The organism is Mesorhizobium sp. M00.F.Ca.ET.216.01.1.1 (genome assembly GCF_004010325.2).
Lineage (GTDB): Bacteria > Pseudomonadota > Alphaproteobacteria > Rhizobiales > Rhizobiaceae > Mesorhizobium.
On record NZ_SADR02000026.1, the window covers coordinates 44,912 to 61,955 of the forward strand.

General features: G+C 59.5%; 16 protein-coding genes. 8 read left to right on the forward strand and 8 right to left on the reverse strand.

Annotated elements, in window-relative coordinates:
* Nucleotides 1-82: 82 nt before the first annotated feature.
* Nucleotides 83-1,627, reverse strand: coding sequence for a Fic family protein (locus EN859_RS27690; protein ID WP_127855903.1), 1,545 nt, complete (start codon nucleotides 1,625-1,627; stop codon nucleotides 83-85).
* 121 nt (nucleotides 1,628-1,748) lie between these two features.
* On the opposite strand from EN859_RS27690, the gene cysQ reads away from it, so the two are divergent.
* Nucleotides 1,749-2,396: a 3'(2'),5'-bisphosphate nucleotidase CysQ gene (gene cysQ / locus EN859_RS27695; protein WP_245525721.1), complete on the forward strand. Its 648-nt coding sequence runs from the start codon at nucleotides 1,749-1,751 to the stop codon at nucleotides 2,394-2,396.
* Nucleotides 2,397-2,587: 191 nt separating this feature from the next.
* Here the strand turns inward: cysQ and EN859_RS27700 are convergent, their stop codons facing one another.
* From EN859_RS27700 to EN859_RS27730, 7 genes are all read right to left on the reverse strand, one after another.
* Complete coding sequence (locus EN859_RS27700) at nucleotides 2,588-2,947, reverse strand: hypothetical protein (protein ID WP_127855904.1); 360 nt, start codon at nucleotides 2,945-2,947, stop codon at nucleotides 2,588-2,590.
* 42 nt (nucleotides 2,948-2,989) lie between these two features.
* Nucleotides 2,990-3,763 carry an SDR family oxidoreductase gene (locus tag EN859_RS27705; protein ID WP_127855905.1) on the reverse strand — a complete coding sequence of 258 codons (774 nt, stop codon included), beginning with the start codon at nucleotides 3,761-3,763 and terminating at the stop codon, nucleotides 2,990-2,992.
* A 38-nt stretch (nucleotides 3,764-3,801) separates the two neighbouring features.
* Nucleotides 3,802-4,530 carry an SDR family oxidoreductase gene (locus EN859_RS27710; RefSeq protein ID WP_127855906.1) on the reverse strand — a complete coding sequence of 243 codons (729 nt, stop codon included), beginning with the start codon at nucleotides 4,528-4,530 and terminating at the stop codon, nucleotides 3,802-3,804.
* Nucleotides 4,527-5,840: a D-tagatose-bisphosphate aldolase, class II, non-catalytic subunit gene (locus tag EN859_RS27715; protein ID WP_127855907.1), complete on the reverse strand. Its 1,314-nt coding sequence runs from the start codon at nucleotides 5,838-5,840 to the stop codon at nucleotides 4,527-4,529. The genes EN859_RS27710 and EN859_RS27715 overlap by 4 nt, the downstream gene beginning before the upstream one ends.
* Complete coding sequence (locus tag EN859_RS27720; RefSeq protein ID WP_127855908.1) at nucleotides 5,837-6,838, reverse strand: sugar kinase; 1,002 nt, start codon at nucleotides 6,836-6,838, stop codon at nucleotides 5,837-5,839. Before EN859_RS27720 ends, EN859_RS27715 begins: the two co-directional genes overlap by 4 nt.
* Before the next feature lie 233 nt (nucleotides 6,839-7,071).
* Nucleotides 7,072-8,298 (reverse strand): ROK family transcriptional regulator, encoded by a 1,227-nt coding sequence (locus tag EN859_RS27725; RefSeq protein WP_127855909.1) that lies wholly within the window; start codon nucleotides 8,296-8,298, stop codon nucleotides 7,072-7,074.
* A 165-nt stretch (nucleotides 8,299-8,463) separates the two neighbouring features.
* Complete coding sequence (locus EN859_RS27730; RefSeq protein ID WP_127855910.1) at nucleotides 8,464-9,348, reverse strand: sugar phosphate isomerase/epimerase; 885 nt, start codon at nucleotides 9,346-9,348, stop codon at nucleotides 8,464-8,466.
* A 369-nt stretch (nucleotides 9,349-9,717) separates the two neighbouring features.
* Between EN859_RS27730 and EN859_RS27735 the strand changes: the two genes are divergently transcribed.
* The 7 genes from EN859_RS27735 (at nucleotide 9,718) to ugpC (ending at nucleotide 16,953) form a co-directional block, all read left to right on the forward strand.
* Nucleotides 9,718-10,791, forward strand: coding sequence for an AraC family transcriptional regulator (locus tag EN859_RS27735; RefSeq protein ID WP_245525722.1), 1,074 nt, complete (start codon nucleotides 9,718-9,720; stop codon nucleotides 10,789-10,791).
* A gap of 475 nt (nucleotides 10,792-11,266) precedes the next feature.
* Complete coding sequence (locus tag EN859_RS27740) at nucleotides 11,267-12,682, forward strand: extracellular solute-binding protein (protein WP_245525729.1); 1,416 nt, start codon at nucleotides 11,267-11,269, stop codon at nucleotides 12,680-12,682.
* A 153-nt stretch (nucleotides 12,683-12,835) separates the two neighbouring features.
* On the forward strand, nucleotides 12,836-13,717 hold the full coding sequence (locus tag EN859_RS27745; protein ID WP_127855912.1) for a sugar ABC transporter permease: 882 nt from the start codon (nucleotides 12,836-12,838) through the stop codon (nucleotides 13,715-13,717).
* Nucleotides 13,717-14,553 carry a carbohydrate ABC transporter permease gene (locus tag EN859_RS27750; protein WP_127855913.1) on the forward strand — a complete coding sequence of 279 codons (837 nt, stop codon included), beginning with the start codon at nucleotides 13,717-13,719 and terminating at the stop codon, nucleotides 14,551-14,553. The genes EN859_RS27745 and EN859_RS27750 overlap by 1 nt, the downstream gene beginning before the upstream one ends.
* A gap of 4 nt (nucleotides 14,554-14,557) precedes the next feature.
* Nucleotides 14,558-14,797 (forward strand): DUF2160 family membrane protein, encoded by a 240-nt coding sequence (locus tag EN859_RS27755; RefSeq protein ID WP_127855914.1) that lies wholly within the window; start codon nucleotides 14,558-14,560, stop codon nucleotides 14,795-14,797.
* 38 nt (nucleotides 14,798-14,835) lie between these two features.
* A complete protein-coding gene (locus EN859_RS27760; RefSeq protein ID WP_127855915.1) occupies nucleotides 14,836-15,879 on the forward strand; it encodes an NAD(P)-dependent alcohol dehydrogenase in 1,044 nt (347 codons plus the stop codon).
* Between the two features lie 12 nt (nucleotides 15,880-15,891).
* Nucleotides 15,892-16,953, forward strand: coding sequence for a sn-glycerol-3-phosphate ABC transporter ATP-binding protein UgpC (ugpC, locus tag EN859_RS27765; protein ID WP_127855916.1), 1,062 nt, complete (start codon nucleotides 15,892-15,894; stop codon nucleotides 16,951-16,953).
* The last annotated feature ends 91 nt before the right edge of the window (nucleotides 16,954-17,044 follow it).

Below are 17,044 nucleotides of genomic sequence, written 5' to 3' on the forward strand. Positions count from 1 at the left end.
GGCCGACGCCGCCACTGCTGCCTGCACAAGGATGGTATGGCCCGCCTCTGCGCGAAAGGTGCGACGTAACAGATATGTGCCTCTAGCCGGAGCCGAAGGTCTGCTGATAGATCGCCTCGATCCGTTCTGCTTCGCCATCCGTCAGCGCGGCAAATTCCTTTTCGCGGGCGCGGCTCGAAAGGCGGCCGCCGTTCTGGTGAAGAAAGCGGAAGAGCAGATCGGTCAGGAGTTCTGGCATGTCGACGAAAGCGTCGACCTGCTGCCGGAACTGATCGTAGCGGCGCAGGAAAGCGGTTTCATCGGGAAGATCCCGTTCGATGGTCCGCTGGACGCAGGCGTAGAGGAACTCCGCGTGCGGCGTTGCATCGAAGAAACGATAGAAATCGCCGGTGTCATTCAGGACGCGAACGTTGAATTGCGGCGTCGGCTCCCACTCGATCAGCGGCAGCAGGCGCTGCGAATAGTTCTCGAGCACCCTCCGGTACTCATCGATTTGCTCCAGTATCGCGGCCGAAACGGGGAACACGACCCCGGGCGGGTTGAAGCCGCGCGCTGCAAGCACGTGATGGATCAGGTAGCGGTGAATGCGGCCGTTTCCGTCTTCGAACGGATGCATATAGACAAAGCCGAAGGCGAGGATCGCTGCGGCGATGACCGCATCGAGGCCCTGCGCGCGGCCGCGGTCGAAAGCAACCATTCCGTCGATCAGCGACACCAAGTCCTCGGGACGGGCGCTGATATGATCGGGCAGGGGCATGCGGTTGTCGCGTTCATGCTCGCCGACGAACCCGCCCTCTTGCCGGAAGCCGAGCTTCACGAAGCGGGCATCGCCGAGCACGATCCTTTGCAGGCGCAGCAGCTCATCGCGATCGATCGGCCGGCGGCCGGCCTCACCGATGGCGCGGCCCCAGCGCTGGATGCGGTCCTGCGGCGGACGCTCACCCTCGATCGCGTAGCTAGATCGCGAGTCCTTGAGCAAAAGGAAGGCGGCGGTACGCGCAAGGAGGTCGCGCGGCACGTCCGCGACGATCGCCTGCGCGCGCTGCGGAAGGTCGAGGTCGATGAATTCCTCGAGGGCCTTGGTGCGGAACACCAGCGGACAGAAATCCGGCGTGCCGGGGAGATTGTCCTTCACGCGGTAGCGCGGAGCAGTTTGCTCCTGCGCTGCCCATTGCAAGTCTGGATCGACAACCCGAGCGTAGCGTCCAGCGCTCGCGTCAGGCAAATCAAGTCGCGACTTAGCCAGCCATTCATACAGAAACCAGATGCGGCGGGCGTAGCTGCCGGTCGGGCTTTCACGGACGAGCGCTTCGATCGGCGCCGGGCCCGTCGCGTGGAACAGCCGCTTTAAGACGGCAAGATCGAGCCCTTCGTACTTGAGCGCGAAGGTCAGGTGCCCTTCAAGCGTTGGATGCGGCGCGTGCCGCGGCGTCATGATGCGCCAGCCGTCCCGCTCGATGATACGGTGATGTTCGCCAGTAGCACAGAGCGTGCGGGGCAACGGCACGGCGAGCTTGTATGCATCAATCAGGGCACTATAGCCGGCCGGTGTCGCCTTCTCAGGAAGGCGGGCTTCCTGAAAAACGGTAATAGCGTCTGAAAATTGATGCTGATCCTGAGTGTTCATGAAATTCGTGTTTGGGATCCGAAATTTGATCAGAGGGACTGTGTCTGCTGAAAAATGATACTATCATGTGAAAAATGATTCTGCAATGCTCACTCTATGAAAAGTGACGTCAGGGCGCGCTATGCGAGCGCATCCCCGAAATTGCAGACGGAGGCGCCACGCAGTCGATGATCTCGATAAAAAGCGAGCCGTTCCTTATCTTGGCGACGCCTTCTTCCTGGGCGATCCGCTCGACGGGACCAAGGAATTCGTCAACCGCAGGACCGATTTCACCGTCAACATCGCGCTTGTTCGCGCCGGCGTCCCGGAAATCGGCGTCGTCTTCGCGCCATGCACCGGACGCTTCTTTTCCGGCCGGCCGGGCAAAGCGGAATCGATCGAGGTCAATGATGACTATCAGATCGTCGGCCGCCGGCCGATTTCAGTCAGGGCAGGCACGGCGCCGCTGACCATCGTCGCCAGCCGGTCGCATAACACGCCGGAGACCGAAGCCTATATCCGCTCGGCGGGTGCTGCCGAGCTCGTCTCGGTCGGCTCGTCGCTCAAATTCTGTCTTGTCGCCAGCGCCGAGGCCGACGTCTATCCGCGCTTCGGCCGTACCATGGAGTGGGACACCGCGGCAGGTGACGCGGTATTGCGCGCCGCCGGCGGCATGACGCGCACGCTTGACGGCAAGCCGCTGGCCTATGGCAAGCGCAAGCAGCGCGACGACGCGGATTTCGCCAATCCGCATTTCATCGCCAGCGGCAAAGTGGCCAGGCCAACCTGACGATCATCGCGTCGCTGGCCCTGCAGGGGGTCGGCCGCAGACGCTTCTCAAAAAAGCTACGGCAGCAGGATCGCTACGGTCACGCCAAGGTGCTTCGCTCATTGCATAAGGTCGACGCCGCCCGCCGCTGCCTACACAAGGATGGCATGGCCCGTCCCACGCGAAAGGTGCGAGTAATAGATATTGTGCCTCTAGTCGGAGCCGAAGGTCTGCTGGTAGATCGCCTCGGTCCGTTCTGCTTCGCCATCCGTCAGCGCGGCGAATTCCTTTTCGCGGGCGCGGTTCGAAAGTCGGCAGCCGTTCTGGTGAAGGAAGCGGAAGAGCAGATCGGTCAGGAGTTCTGGCATGTCGATGAAAGCGTCGACATGCTGCCGGAACTGATCGTAGCGACGCAGGGTTTCATCGGGAAGATCCCGTTCGATGGTCCGCTGGACGCGAGCCGCCGTCTCATAGGAGCGCGTGAGTTCGACCATGCCGGTGGCCGAAAGCTTGCTGCGATCGGCGCAAATTTCGGCGATATCCCAAAAGTTGCAGCCAACCATCTCGAGCATGAGCCTCGGTGAGAGTGGCGACCGCGAGGAAACTCTAGGCTGCTACCAGCAAGTGAACCCGCCATCGACCGGCACGACGGCCCCAGTCATCAAGCTGGCTGCGTCGGAAGCGAGGAACAGGACGGCGCTAGCGACTTCATGCGCCTGGCCCATGCGGCCCATTGGTGTGTCTCGCAACCACGCTTCGATGCGCGGGCCGTTTTCCGGAATCGCCAGGACCATCGGCGTTTCGATATAGGTTGGGGCCACCGCATTGACCCGCACGCCATGGGGCGCCCATTCGGCGGCAATCGAGCGGGTCATGTGATGCACGGCCGCCTTGGAGACATTGTAGGGCGTTTGCGGCTGTGGCCGGTTGCAGATCGTGCCCGACATGGAACCCAGATTGACGATTGAGCCGCGGCGGGCCGCGATCATGTGCCGACCGAAAGCGCGCGAGCACCAGAAGACGCCGTTGACGTTGACATTCATCATCCATAGCCAGAGTTCATCGTCGACATCTTCCGACGAAATACCGCTGCTGCCTACACCGGCATTGTTGACGAGGATGGAGGCGGGCATGCCCCGAGCGGCAAGCGTATCAGCAATCTCGGTCATCTGTGCCGACGAAGTGACGTCACCGAGCATCAGTTCGGCCGCGTAACCTTTCGCAGTCAATGCATCCCTGCCAGCACTGCCGATCTGCTCGTCGGGCTCAATGATGACCACACGCGCTCCGGACTCGCCCAACGCTTCGGCGCATGCGAGGCCGATACCTCGGCCTCCGCCGGTCACCACGGCGACCTCGTTGTCCACCCTGAAACGCGCTTGGTACATGGTCTACCTCCCGAAATTCGATGTCGAGGTGCTATGTATCAGATGTCGAAGTTGGTCGGCAGAATGACGATGTCGCGAATTGTCACCGTCCTCGGCCGGGTCAGCATGAACAGCAGGACTTCGGCAATTTCCTTCGGCTCGAACAGATTTCCGGCCGCCATCGCCCGATCGAGATTCTCCTTCGGCCAGTCGGCGACGAGGGGCGTCAGCACCGGCCCGGGGGCGATCGCGCCGACACGGACGCCATGTTTCGCCACCTGCCGCCTCAACGCATGGACGAACGCCTGAACTGCGTGTTTGGAAGCGCTGTAGATCGGCTCCCACGGGATCGCCGTGTGGCCGGCGACGGAACTGGTGACCACGATATCTCCCGTGCCCCGCTCGATCATGTGCGGCAGGACCGCATGAATCGTTCGGAATACGGCGTTGACGTTGAGGTTCAGCATTCGATCGAAGGCGTCCGGATCGCCGTCAGTGAACTCGCCGCCGATATAGGCGCCGGCATTGGCATGGAACGCATCGAGGTGGCCTGCCTTGTCCAAAATGTCAGGCATCATGCCTGCCACGCTTTCGGGATTGGTGAGATCCACCCTCAAAGGAATTGCATTCTTGCCGAGATCAGCAGCCAGGCTGCGCAGCTTGTCATCCGCATAGTCGATCAGGACCACCCGTGCACCCGCATCGAGACAACCACGCGCACAAGCAAGGCCGATACCCGATGCCGCGCCTGTGATCGCAATGACCTTTCCAGCAAGTTGTTCGCTCATCTTCGTCCTCCATCTGTCGGATTGGTTTTGGTGTTGAATACCTCGCCCGTACACGCAAAGCGGTACTCGTCCAGGCTGCGCTGAATCGAGGCGAGCAGTAAGGATACCGGGTCGAGCGGACTGCCTGCAAAAGCCTCGAATGAAGGCAGATGCTGGCGGAACAGGGTAAGTGGCACCGTCTTGCCCTGAAGGGCGGCGATCAGACCAGCAACCGCAGCTTCCGCCTCCGGCTGGTTCCAGTAATATCGAATGCGGTCCGAGAACGAATAATGGCATTGTAGGCGCTGTTCGGCTTTCGAGCCGTGATAGTGGCCCTGCCAATTGCCGGGTTTGGCCAGCATCAGCCGCTCCATGACTTGGTAGAGCGGACGGGATCCGTAGTCCGGCAGCAGATCGGTCGCGACAAGGTCCAGTCCGTAAAGCGCCTCGCGCAGGACAAAGGTCAGTTCTGGCCCCACTTTCAGAATCGGAAAGCCGTCCTCGACCAGCCGGCGCAAGGACATTCGGTCCTGGTAGTCGGTTGAATGCGCCTCGTAGACCAGGCCAGGCTCCTGCTCGAGCAGTCGCGTCAGCCCACGTGCCCTGGCGGATTCGTAAGGAACCACATTCTCATTACCGAACTCGACGCCGGGCTGGACCACCAACGCGATGACGCGTGAGAACGCATCGGCCAAGCCTTGCTTCAGGAACAGGTCGCGATGAACGTCGATCGTGCGCGCCGCCGCCGCTATGCTGGTCGGCTCGATGTCGCTGATTGCATGGTTGGCGCCGCCGGGCGTCGGCACCTCGGTGCCGATGATGTAGACCGGTGGCTCACCTCCTGCGGCGTGTGCCGCGCGCTCTGCCGCAGTGGCCAGCCGCGCTGCACGCTCCGCCGTTGTGGCATCGTCAAGCGCGGCAGGCTCGCCGGCGCATCCCATCGAAGCATCAAGGTGGATCTTTCGGAAGCCTGCAGACACGTACGCCGCGACCATCTCTTCGGCCTTTGCCATCGCTGCGCCGGCATGTTCCCGGCGCCAGGGGTTTGGCCCAAGGTGATCGCCCCCGAAGATGATCCTTTCTGCCGGAAGCTGTTCTTCTGCCGATATGTGTTGGACAAGCCGAACAAAATCGTTGGGCAGCATTCCGGTGTAGCCACCGAACTGGTTGACCTGGTTGCAAGTTGCTTCAATGACAAGCGTATCGGAGAAGCGTGCAGCGTTGCGCGCTGCAGCGCGGATCACCAATGGATGTGCTGAGCAGACAGACGTGACGCCTATCGGCGAACCATCGCGCCGTGCCGTCGCGAGGCTGCTGAGGAGATCGGTCATTGGGCGTTCCTCGGGGTCACAGCGATGAATTCGTCCAGTTGCTGGCGTGATCCGGCACCTTCCATCGGACCCTGCATGGTGACGTTGCGAGCGCCTGCGGCATTGGCATACTCCAGGGCTTTGAACACAGACATGCCGAGGCGGCGGCAAGCGACGTAAGCGCCGCCGAAGCAGTCGCCAGCGCCCGTCGGGTCGACCTCCGCTACCCTGAATGCCGGACAATCGACCCGCGAGCCGTCAGCGCCGAAGAATGTTGATCCGTGTTGGCCGCGTTTAAGGGCTATTTCTGTCACACCGCGGGCAAAGAGCGCGGTGATCGCGGCGGATTCACCATCAACTCCGGCTGCCATGAACAATTCGTCGCCAGAGGGCAGAATAAGATCGGCGACATCGACGAGCCTGGCGAAGCGCTCTTGCGTCTGCCCGAGCCCGAGCAATTCCTTGCGCAAGTTCGGATCAAGTGAAACGGAGCCGCCGCGCCGCTTGATGACGCCGATGGCATAATCCATCGTCTCCCAGACAGACGGGATGGCAAAAGCACTACCCATGACGTGCAGGTGTCCAGCCCGCGCGAAGAGCGCCTTCGCTTCAGCCGTCAGGCTCACCATGGCGGCCGCCGATTTTCCGATGTTGAAGACAAAGTCGCGCGAGCCGTCGTTGCGATAGCGCACAAACGCGCTTCCGGTTGGATAATCCCGGCTGACTGAGATGGCCGATACGTCCGCGCCGTCAGACAGCAGCCGTTCAATGTTGATGCGGCCGAAATCGTCATCGCCAACCGAGGCAACAATTGCTGCCGAGCCGCCGATCTTGGCGCACTGGTCGGTAAAAATCGCTGGCGCGCCGCTCGGGTAGGGACCAACGAGCTCGATCGGCTCGAGAAAGCCGTCGCCGCGGCTTTTGGCCATTATCTCCACCAGGATCTCGCCGACGGCGACTGTCGGGCCTAGTGCGTCGGGTGCGAGCTTGGTCTGACTTGAAATCGCATCTGCGGGCATCGCACAACTCGGCTAGTGCACATCTCTTGGCGTTGCAGCACGCGCCTGTCGAAGGACACGCAGCCACAGCTGGCTGAATCCTGCTCGACAACGGGCCGAGATGGCCACGACAAGAATACGCGATGCTCCCCTCTGAAACGCACATTATCGGCGTTTGTATCTTTATGCAACATATTAATGGGAGGTATCTGACGAGCATCATGGATTTGGTCTCGGCAGCGCCCAATTTCAGATTAGCCTTCCTCTGCCTTTTCGAGTTCCGCCGTACCATCGGCGAAACGCGGGCTCTCCAAAGACAAATACCGCTGATGTAACATGCAGGCCGCACCAAAAGCGGAACCGACTGTTCCTTCGTCATTCATTGTGATCAATGGAAACGGGAAACTGGGTTCCTGTGTCGCGTGGATGTGTGCAGCGACCCTGGCAGCCATCAAAGGATAGAGTGCGGCGACCGAACCGCCCAGCACGATCTTGTCGGCGTCGATGATTCGGCAAGTCTGTACCAGGCCTGTTGCCAAAGCCTTTGCCCACTCCTCGGCAATTGAGACGGCGCTAGGCAAGCGGTGTTGGACATCGGCAAGGAAGTTGCCGAATGTCGGATCACTGAGGGCAGAGGTCTTGCGGTACTCGGCCATAATGTTTTCAAGGCCGATCAATTGTTCGAGATTGCGGCGCGACCCTGGCGCGTCGCTGACAATCAAATGGCCAATCTCCCCCGCTAGCCCACTGGCGCCGCGAAAAAGGTTGCCGTCAATGATGATGCCGCCGCCAACACCGCTTTCCATAACGAGAAAAAGCGTCACGCCGGAATGCACCTCGCTGCGCCCGTAGGTCGCGCCGATGGCGAATGCGTTGGCATCGTTCTCGGCAAGGACCGGAACGCGAATCGGCAGGGCGTCTCTCACCAACTCTGCGAGATGAACATTTCGCCAGCCGAGAAGAGGCGCCAGGCGGACGAAGCCATTCTTGTCCATCTGCGCCGGAGTTGAAACGCCAAGGCCTTCACATCGCTCCAGTTTTGACGCGGGAATAGATTGGAGAGCTAGCCTCACGGCGCGATCGACCGCGGCCTCTACGTTGATCGATCGGCCATCAAACGGTTCCACATTCGTTGAAACGATATTGGTTCCAAGGTCAATCTCGACCGTACTGATATGCTCGACACCGATCTCGACCCCAAGGAAGAAAATAGCATCCGGCACAAGTTCTAGCTTAATGCCGGGGCGACCGGCTCGGGCATGGCCCGATTGTTCAGGCGGATCCTCAATTGCTTCGCGCACTAGGCCGTCAGCTGTCAGGCTGGCGATGATATGCCCCGATGAAGAGCGGTTAAGCCGTAACTTACGCGCAAGTTCGGCTCGACTGAGACGTCCAAACTGATGAAGGGCTCTGAGAGCCGCCACTTCATTGTTTTGTCGAATTCTGCGATTTGAACTGGCGGTCAGCGCCGGGTCATTCACGGAGGTCTCTCCAGGTTACCTGCGGTCCGCAAGCCGAATGCAACCACAAGGCGCCCACTTGGTACACGCCGAGCAGGTGCGCAGCAACTGGCGCGATCTCATCGAATGTGCACCCCACACAGCCTCTGTTTTGTCGGACCGAAGCTGCGGCGAGCCCGCCCTCGACTATGGGCGGGCGTTCGTCGCTCGCCGACGGACCGCCTCTTGCATTCTCAGGTCGATGAAGGCCTTGGCGTGTCTTGCCAACGGCATGTTTTCGGTCCAGGTGTCGCGCCATATGGCGCATGCGAGGGAAAGACCTTCATCGACCACGGCGCTGGAGAACGATTCAAAGGTGATGTCGCGATCGTAACCGATATCGAGCAAGGCATCGAAGATGCGATCGAAATCGATCACACCGTCGCCGAGGTAGCCGCGATTGCTTTCTCCGATGTGAAAATAGCCGATCTTATCGCCGGCCAGACGAATAGCCGCCGCTGGATTCGCTTCCTCGATATTCATATGAAACGTGTCGAGATGGAGCGTGACGTGATCTGAGCCGGTCGCCTTGATGAAGTCGAGACCTTGGGCGGTGGTATTCAGGAGGTTCGTCTCGAACCGGTTGACAACTTCAAGGACCAGATCGACGCCAGCCTTGTTTGCCGCATCAGCTGTTTTTGCGATGGCGGCAATGCTGTTCTTGCGGCCGCGATCACTCGGCATTGTCGAGTATTTCGTATGCGCGGAATACAGAATGCCCCCGAGTGTGGTGCCGCCGATGTCCCGCACCGCCGCGACTGCATTCGCGAGCAATTCCTCACCGGCCTTGACGACAGCGTCGTCCTCGTTCGACACATCGGCGCTCAAGGGCAGGCCCATGGTGACGGCAATTTCGAGATCTAACGATTCAGCCTTCTTGGCGAGGCGATGGAGGTCGAACTTCTCGGGTCGAAGATAGGCAAATTCGATCAACCGGTAACCGCACGCGGCTGAATTTTCCATCGCTTCTTCGAGCATGGCCTGAGTGCCACCCCCGGTCCATACGAACGAATGAATGCCCAATCTGCGCATGTGCACCTCCTCCAAGACATAATTTATGTTGCACAGCACAACAAAATATCGAAATTCACCTCATGTCAAGGCCATATGAGGTTGCGAAATGGGTCGCCCGTCCCTCTACCCGCGCAAAAAAGATTGACAGCTCAAAGGAAAGCGTTAATTTGTCTCATTAAACAACATATAAGTCTGGCAAAAAGACCAGACAAAAAAGACTAGACAGGAGGAGGATCCATCGAGCCGGCGCCTCGGGCGCGCGGCACTTCATATTTCGCCTGATGGCACCGTTCGATGTATTTTGTTCGGTGAACTGTGCGCGCTGACTGACCCACAAGGCTTGTGACCACCGTCCGGTAATCGACGGTTTTCGAGAGCTCCAGGCAAGTGGGCAGGGAGGCGTTGGCCTGCCGCCGAGGGGAGAAGCCTCTTGCCGCAGGCTACGGGAGACTGCAGATCAAAGAGATCGAAGCGGTCGCTGCGTTACCGGGAAGGAGCCACTCAATGAAGCCCGCTCTGAAGATCGTTCCGGACTTCGAAATGATCATATGTCCGCCGTCGGAATCGTTCCGCTGGAGCATGCATGACTATCCGTACTTCAAAGCCAAGTGGCATTATCACCCGGAATACGAGTTGCACCTGACGCGAACGACTTCGGGCGTCATGATGGTGGGAGATCATATCGGCAAATTCGCACCGGGCTGCCTGGTCCTAACCGGGCCGAACGTTCCGCACAATTGGGTCAGCGATATTGAACCCGGGAAGCTGGTTCGCAATCGCGATATGCTGATCCAGTTCAGCCGCGAATGGGCCGATCGTGTCACCAGTTTCTGTCCCGAACTCGGAACCATCCGGCCGCTCTACGACGACGCCGTCTACGGAGTAGAGTTTCGCGGTGCCACCGCCCTCGCTGGGCAGCGGCTGCTCGCACAGATCGGTGCCGCCCATGGTGCTGAGCGTGTGGTGCTCTTTCTGCAATTGATGATGACACTAGCCCGCAATCCCGGCGACCGCCGCAGGCTCTCGCGGCTGGCGCCCACCTCCGCGCAGGCGGAATTGCCGCCCGAACTCGACGTCGCAATGCGCTATATTCTGGACCACTACAGCGACGATATCGACTTGCCATTCGTTGCAAGGCTCTGCGGGCTGGAACCGCAGGCATTTTCACGTTTCTTCAAGCGGCAGACGGGTCATACCTTTGCCCGCTACGTCATCCTTGCGCGTATATACGCAGCCTGCTCACTGCTCACGCAGACGTATCGGCCGATTACCGACATCTGCTTCGATGTCGGGTTCAACAACATCGCCAATTTCAACAGGCAGTTCTTCAAGATCTGCGGGCGCACGCCGTCGGACTACCGGCGCAATGCTCACAAGATCGGGACCGAGGCGCGTGCCGATCCGTTCAGGGAGATCCGGGACTGGTCAGGCAGCGCGCGCATAGTCGGCGAAAAAGTATAGATCGCCTGCTAACCACGCGTGGCAGGGGGGAGGGGCCTGCACTAAATTCATCGGAATACCCATGGGAGCGAGGCTGCAGACAACACCTGAAGTAGTGATCATGCGAAGGCAGAACACAAAATTCTCGAAAGCGGGAGGATCCATGTCGCTGAGCTTTAATCTCACCGCTGCCGCCGTGCCGCCGTCAGGGATTGGCCAATGACGCCGCGATCGGTCGTTGGATATGCGACGGAGCCACTGCATTCGAGCGCATGGACTTGGATTTGCCTCCCAGGGCCGGCACCCGGGGAGTTCTCTTTCCGGGTGCCACTTTTCAGGCAGGACGATTCGAAACGCATCGGCCTGAAACGGGTTTCGGTTATGTCCGGATGGCCAGGAGGCGCCATTCCTGAAGGGCAGGAACACGGCAGATCGCTGAATGAATAACTGAAATTTAATATCTGTTGGAGGAGTGAAAATGAAACATGAACTCGGAATGAGCCTTGCCGCATTGGCGGTGGGCCTAATGACCAGCGTGATCCCCGCGAAGGCTGACTTCTGGTCGGACGCCGGCGCAAAGTACAAGGGTGTGACGCTACACGGCGTGACCGAAAGCACCCCGCCTTCGAACTATATCAAGGACGTTCTTGCCCCCGCGTTCGAGAAGTCGACCGGCATCAAGGTGGAGATCGAAACCACGTCCTGGGACCAGATGTATGACAAGGCGATCAAGGACATGGAAGCCAAGACCGGCATCTATGACATGGTCTATATCGAGCAGGACATTATCTACGCCTATCTCGCCCGTGACTTCCTCGTCGACATCACGAAGTCCCTGAAGGACGATCCGTCGCTGAAAGCGCCGGTCTACGACGAAACGCACTTCACGACGTTCGCGAACTATTTCAAGAACGGCGACGGCGATCTGTTCGGCATTCCGATGGAAGCGTTCATCAAGCTCTATCTCTACCGGACTGATCTCTTCAATGATGCTGCCGTAAAGGAAGCCTTCAAGAAGGAGACCGGCAAGGATCTGGTTCCGGCTAAAACCCACGAGGAATACACGCAGATCGCGGAATTCTTCACCAAATGGGGCAAGGACAACAGCAAGGAATTATGGGGCACGACCGCCCAGGCCCACACCGGCCATCCGGCTTCATGGTACGAGTTCTTCGAATCGGTCGCGCCGACGTTCGGCGTGTATAATTGGGGCATCGACGCATCGAAGAACTATGCCGCGTCCGTCGCCAATGGCGGGGCAATGAACAGCGACAAGGCAAAGGCGGCACTCAAATACTGGCTGCATCTGCGCGACATCGCCCCGCCGGAATCTCAGGCCAGCACCTGGACCGAAGTCGCCACGACCTTCGCGGCGGGCCGTGCGGCACAGGGCCTCGTCTACGGTGAGAACGCTGCCTGGATCGCCTCCGATGCGGAGAAATCGAAGGTGGTTGGCAATGTCGGTGTCGCCCTTCCGCCGGTCGAACCGGGCGTCATGGAGGACGCCGAGTCCGGCAAAGGCTATATCGGCTATTACGACGGCGGCGCCTTCGGCCTTCCAGTTACGTCGAAGAACAAGGAAGCTGCACTGCTCTTCCTCCAGTATATTGGCCAGGACTCGGTCCAGGGCGATTGGGCGGTCGCCGCGCCGCGCATCACCAACACGGCAACCTACGACGATCCTAAAGTCATAGAGATGGATAAGAAGCTCAATGGCTACTACACAATGCTCAAGAACGATGGAAAGCTGTTTGCCGGCGCCCCTCCCTATCCGTTCCATGCGCAGGTGCGTGAAGCAACGGCGCCCATCTTCTACAAAATCTTGCTGGGTGAGGTGTCGTCCGACGACGGGCTCGACCAGATGGCTGCCGCTGCCGAGGCGGAACTGAAGAACCTCGGTTACCGCAAATAGCAAAGCGAGCTTAGTATCTGGCCTGCTGCGAAGCGGCGGGCCAGATAAGCTTGCCGCCTCGCGAGGTTCGTAAGAATGTCGCGGATGATGCGCCTTCCAGGGGAGTGGTTCATGCGATCAAACAGAGCCGGCATGCGATCAAACAGAGTTGGCTTGCGATCCAACAGAGTTGGATGGCTGATGCTCGCCCCGACGATTGCGATCCTCGGGATCTTCGGCATCGTCCCATTTCTCTACGTACTCTATGTGGCTTTCCATCAATGGAATCCGTTCGGCGCAAATCCCTATATGATCTACAACGGCGCCGGCAATTTCCGCCGCCTCGTGTTCGACAGCGAGTTTCTGACCTCCATCGCGTTCACGCTGAAGTTCGCCTTTTTCGCCGTTTTTAGCGAAGTCATCCTTGGCTACCTTCTGGCTCAGCTGTTCATGCGGGAGTTTCCGGGCCGCGCTTTCTTCCGCACGATCCACACGCTGCCTCTGATCGTGGCACCGATCGTCGTCGGATCGGTTTGGCGCCTGATGACAACGCCCAGCATCGGCATCATCCCGTATCTGTTGAAATCCTGGTTCGGCTACGACCTCAATATCGGTCGTGACGCGACCATGGCCTTTGCGCTGACCGTCATCATGGATATCTGGCACTGGACGCCACTGGTGACGCTGACGCTGCTTGCGGCGCTGGTTTCGCTTCCCAAAGAGCCGTTCGAGCAAGCCCAGATCGACGGAGCCAACAGGTGGCAGATCTTTTGGCACGTCACCTTGCCGATGATCCGCCCGGCAATTCTGGCGACAGTCTTCATTCGCCTTATGGATGCGCTGCGCACCGTCGACGAGGTGTGGATGCTGACCGGTGGTGGCCCTGGAGCAGCGACGCGGTATCTTGGCCTGCACATCTGGAAGATCGTGTTTCCCAAGACCGACTACGGATACGGCTCGGCCACTTCGATCATCGTCCTGTACCTCACTCTGGTGATGTGCTGGCTGCTTTATGTCGCCCTTGTCGCCCGCCGCGGCCAGAGGAGAACGCCCTGATGCGTGCCAACCGCCCTGTGTATTCCATTCTCCTGTGGACCTTTCTCAGCCTGCTGACGCTGTTCCCGATCTACTGGCTGTTCGTGATTTCCGTAAAGCCGGCCGTCGAACTGTTCACCACGCCGAGCGTTCTGCTCGAAACGGTTTACTGGAAGAACTATGTCAAGGTCCTCGGCGACGATACGCTGCGCCGCTACATGTTCAACTCCATCGTGATCTCGACCGGCAACGCGACGCTGGTGACCATTCTGGCGTTCATGGCCTGCTACGCGCTGTCGCGCTTCGATCTCGCAGGCAAAGAGAACATCTTCTTCTGGACGATCACCAACCGTATGGCGCCAGCCGCTGTATTCCTGCTGCCCTTCTTCCTGCTCTTCACCCAGGTCTTCGTCATAGGGGAGTGGAAGCTCTATGACACGCGGACGGGCATGATCCTCCTCTACTGCACTTTCAACCTTCCTTTTGCCATCTGGACGCTTAGGCCGACGATCGATGGTATTCCCAAGGAGTTGGACGAGGCAGCAACCGTCGACGGTGCCACAACGTGGCAGGTGATCCGTGAAGTGATCTTTCCCCTTGCCCGACCCGGCCTCGCCGTCACCCTGATACTGACTTGGGTATTCGCCTGGAACGAATTCCTGCTCGCCGCGACGCTCACAAGCTTCAACGCGCGCACGATCACCACCGGCCTGTCGGAATACGTGACGACGACCGGAACCGAATGGGGGGCAATGGCGTCCATTGCGATCATCACGCTTCTGCCAGCCCTGTTAATCTTCTCAGTTGTTCAGCGCCACATCGTGGCTGGTCTCACCTTTGGCGCGGTCAAGGAGTAATGCCATGGAGCATACGGTCGATCTTGATGAGGTGGATGAAGAGGCCAACACCATTGTCGCAAGCCCCGAACGCACCGGTTTCCTGCCGATCGTGACCAACTGGTTCGACCGGATCTTTGTAGGCATCTATTTGTTTGTTGCGCTCGAATTGCTCTGGATGAGGTTCCTCGAACAGTCGATTCCGTTGGTGGCCTGCCATGTCCTGGCAGTCGCCTTGGGGGTGCTAATCGTCTGGAAGGGCTAGGGCCTGCGGCTGGAAACGCGTAACGGGAGACGGAACACATGAAAGCGCTCGTGCTCGAAGAAAAGATGAAGCTCTCGCTACGGGATTTCCCGATCGAACGCGAGGAAGTGATGGGTCCGCGCGACGTGCGCATCAAACTGCATACCGTCGGCATCTGCGGCTCGGACGTGCACTACTATACGCATGGCGGCGCAGGCATTTTCCAGGTGAAGGCGCCCATGATCCTCGGACATGAGGCCTCGGGCATTGTCGTGGAGACAGGAGCCGAGGTCACCTCGCTGAAGGTCGGCGATCGCGTCTGCATGGAGCCGGGCATTCCTGACCCGAACAGCCGGGCGACGCGCCTAGGGCTGTACAACGTCGATCCAGCCGTCCGTTTCTGGGCGACGCCGCCGATCCACGGTGTCCTGCGACCAACCGTCGTCCATCCGGAGAATTTCACCTTCAAGCTCCCCGACAATGTTTCCTTCGCGGAGGCGGCAATGGTCGAGCCGCTCGCCGTCGGCGTCCATGCTGCCACCAAGGCGCAGGTGAAGCCGGGCGACATCGCTCTGGTCATGGGCGCTGGCCCGATCGGCCTGGTCACGGCACTGTCTGCGCTGGCGGCGGGCTGCGCCCGAGTCTTCATATCGGACGTCGACGACACCAAGCTAGAGCTCGCAGCGAAGCTAGGCCCCATCACGCCCATCAATGTCGCTAGGCAAGATCTCGGCAATGAGATTCTCGCCGCCACCGAAGGCTGGGGCGTCGAGATCGTATTCGAATGCTCAGGTAGCCCTCGCGCGGCGGAAGTGGTCTTCGATCCGCTCTGTCCGGCCGGCCGGGTCGTGTTCATCGGCATGCAGATGCATGACATCAACTACGACGTCGGCAAGGCGATGGTGCGCGAAGCGCGCGTCGAACACGTGTTCCGCTATGCCCACGTCTTCCCGCGCTGCGTTTCCATGATGTCGTCAGGGGCGATCAACGTGAAGCCGCTAATCACGCGCACGTTCGAATTCGAAGACAGCGTTCGAGCGTTTGAAATTGCCGCATCTGCCCCAAAGGGCGAAGTCAAGATGCAGATTGCTTTGCCGCAGTAGAGGAGATGCGAGTTGGCTCAGGTCACCGTCAGGAACATCGTCAAGCGTTATGGGAGCGTCCAGGTCATTCATGGTGTGAATGTGGACATCGCCGATGGCGAGTTCGTCATCCTCGTCGGCCCGTCGGGGTGCGGCAAATCCACCTTGTTGCGCATGATCGCCGGTCTCGAACCAATATCCGACGGTGAGATCAGCATCGGCGGCCGGGTGGTGAACGACGTTCTGCCAAAAGACCGCGACATAGCGATGGTATTCCAGAACTATGCGCTCTATCCGCACAAGAACGTCGCCGACAACATGGGCTTTTCGCTCAAGATCAAGGGCAGGCCGAAGGCCGAGATCGATGCCAAGGTGAAGAAAGCGGCCGAAATTCTTGATCTGGGCAAGTTGCTGGACCGGTTTCCGAAGCAGCTGTCGGGCGGACAGCGCCAGCGTGTGGCCATGGGACGCGCCATCGTGCGCGACCCGCAGGTCTTTCTGTTCGATGAGCCGCTGTCGAATCTCGACGCCAAACTGCGTGTTGCGATGCGGGTCGAGATCAAGGAACTGCATCAACGCCTCGGCACAACGATCGTCTATGTTACCCATGATCAGATCGAGGCGATGACTATGGCCGACAAGATCGTGGTGATGAGGGACGGCAAGGTGGAACAGATCGGCGCACCGCTCAATCTCTACGACAATCCGGGTAATGTCTTCGTAGCTGGCTTCATCGGCTCGCCGGCAATGAATTTCATCAAGGGCAGCATCGACTCCAAAGACGGCGAACAGATTTTCGTTTCGGATACTGGAACCGTGCTGCCGGCCGGCGGGGTTAAGGCGCAGGGCGGCCAGCAGGTCATCTACGGCATACGTCCCGAGCATATCGACATCACGCCCGACGGCTTGCCGGCAACGGTTTCGGTGCTGGAGCCTACCGGTTCTGAGACGCAGGTTTTCGCTAAGCTCGGCGGGGACGCTATTGACGCCATCGTCAAGGACAGGCTCACAGTCCGGCCTGGTGAGGAGGTCAGACTGAGGATCGACCCCCGCCGGGTCCACATCTTTGACAGACGAAGCGGCGCACGCCTGTGACCTTTTGCTACAAGCATTTCTTCCGGACCGGCGCCGCCGTTATTTAAGGCGATGTGCTGATATGCGTCCGGCGCCGTTGCATAGATGGCCG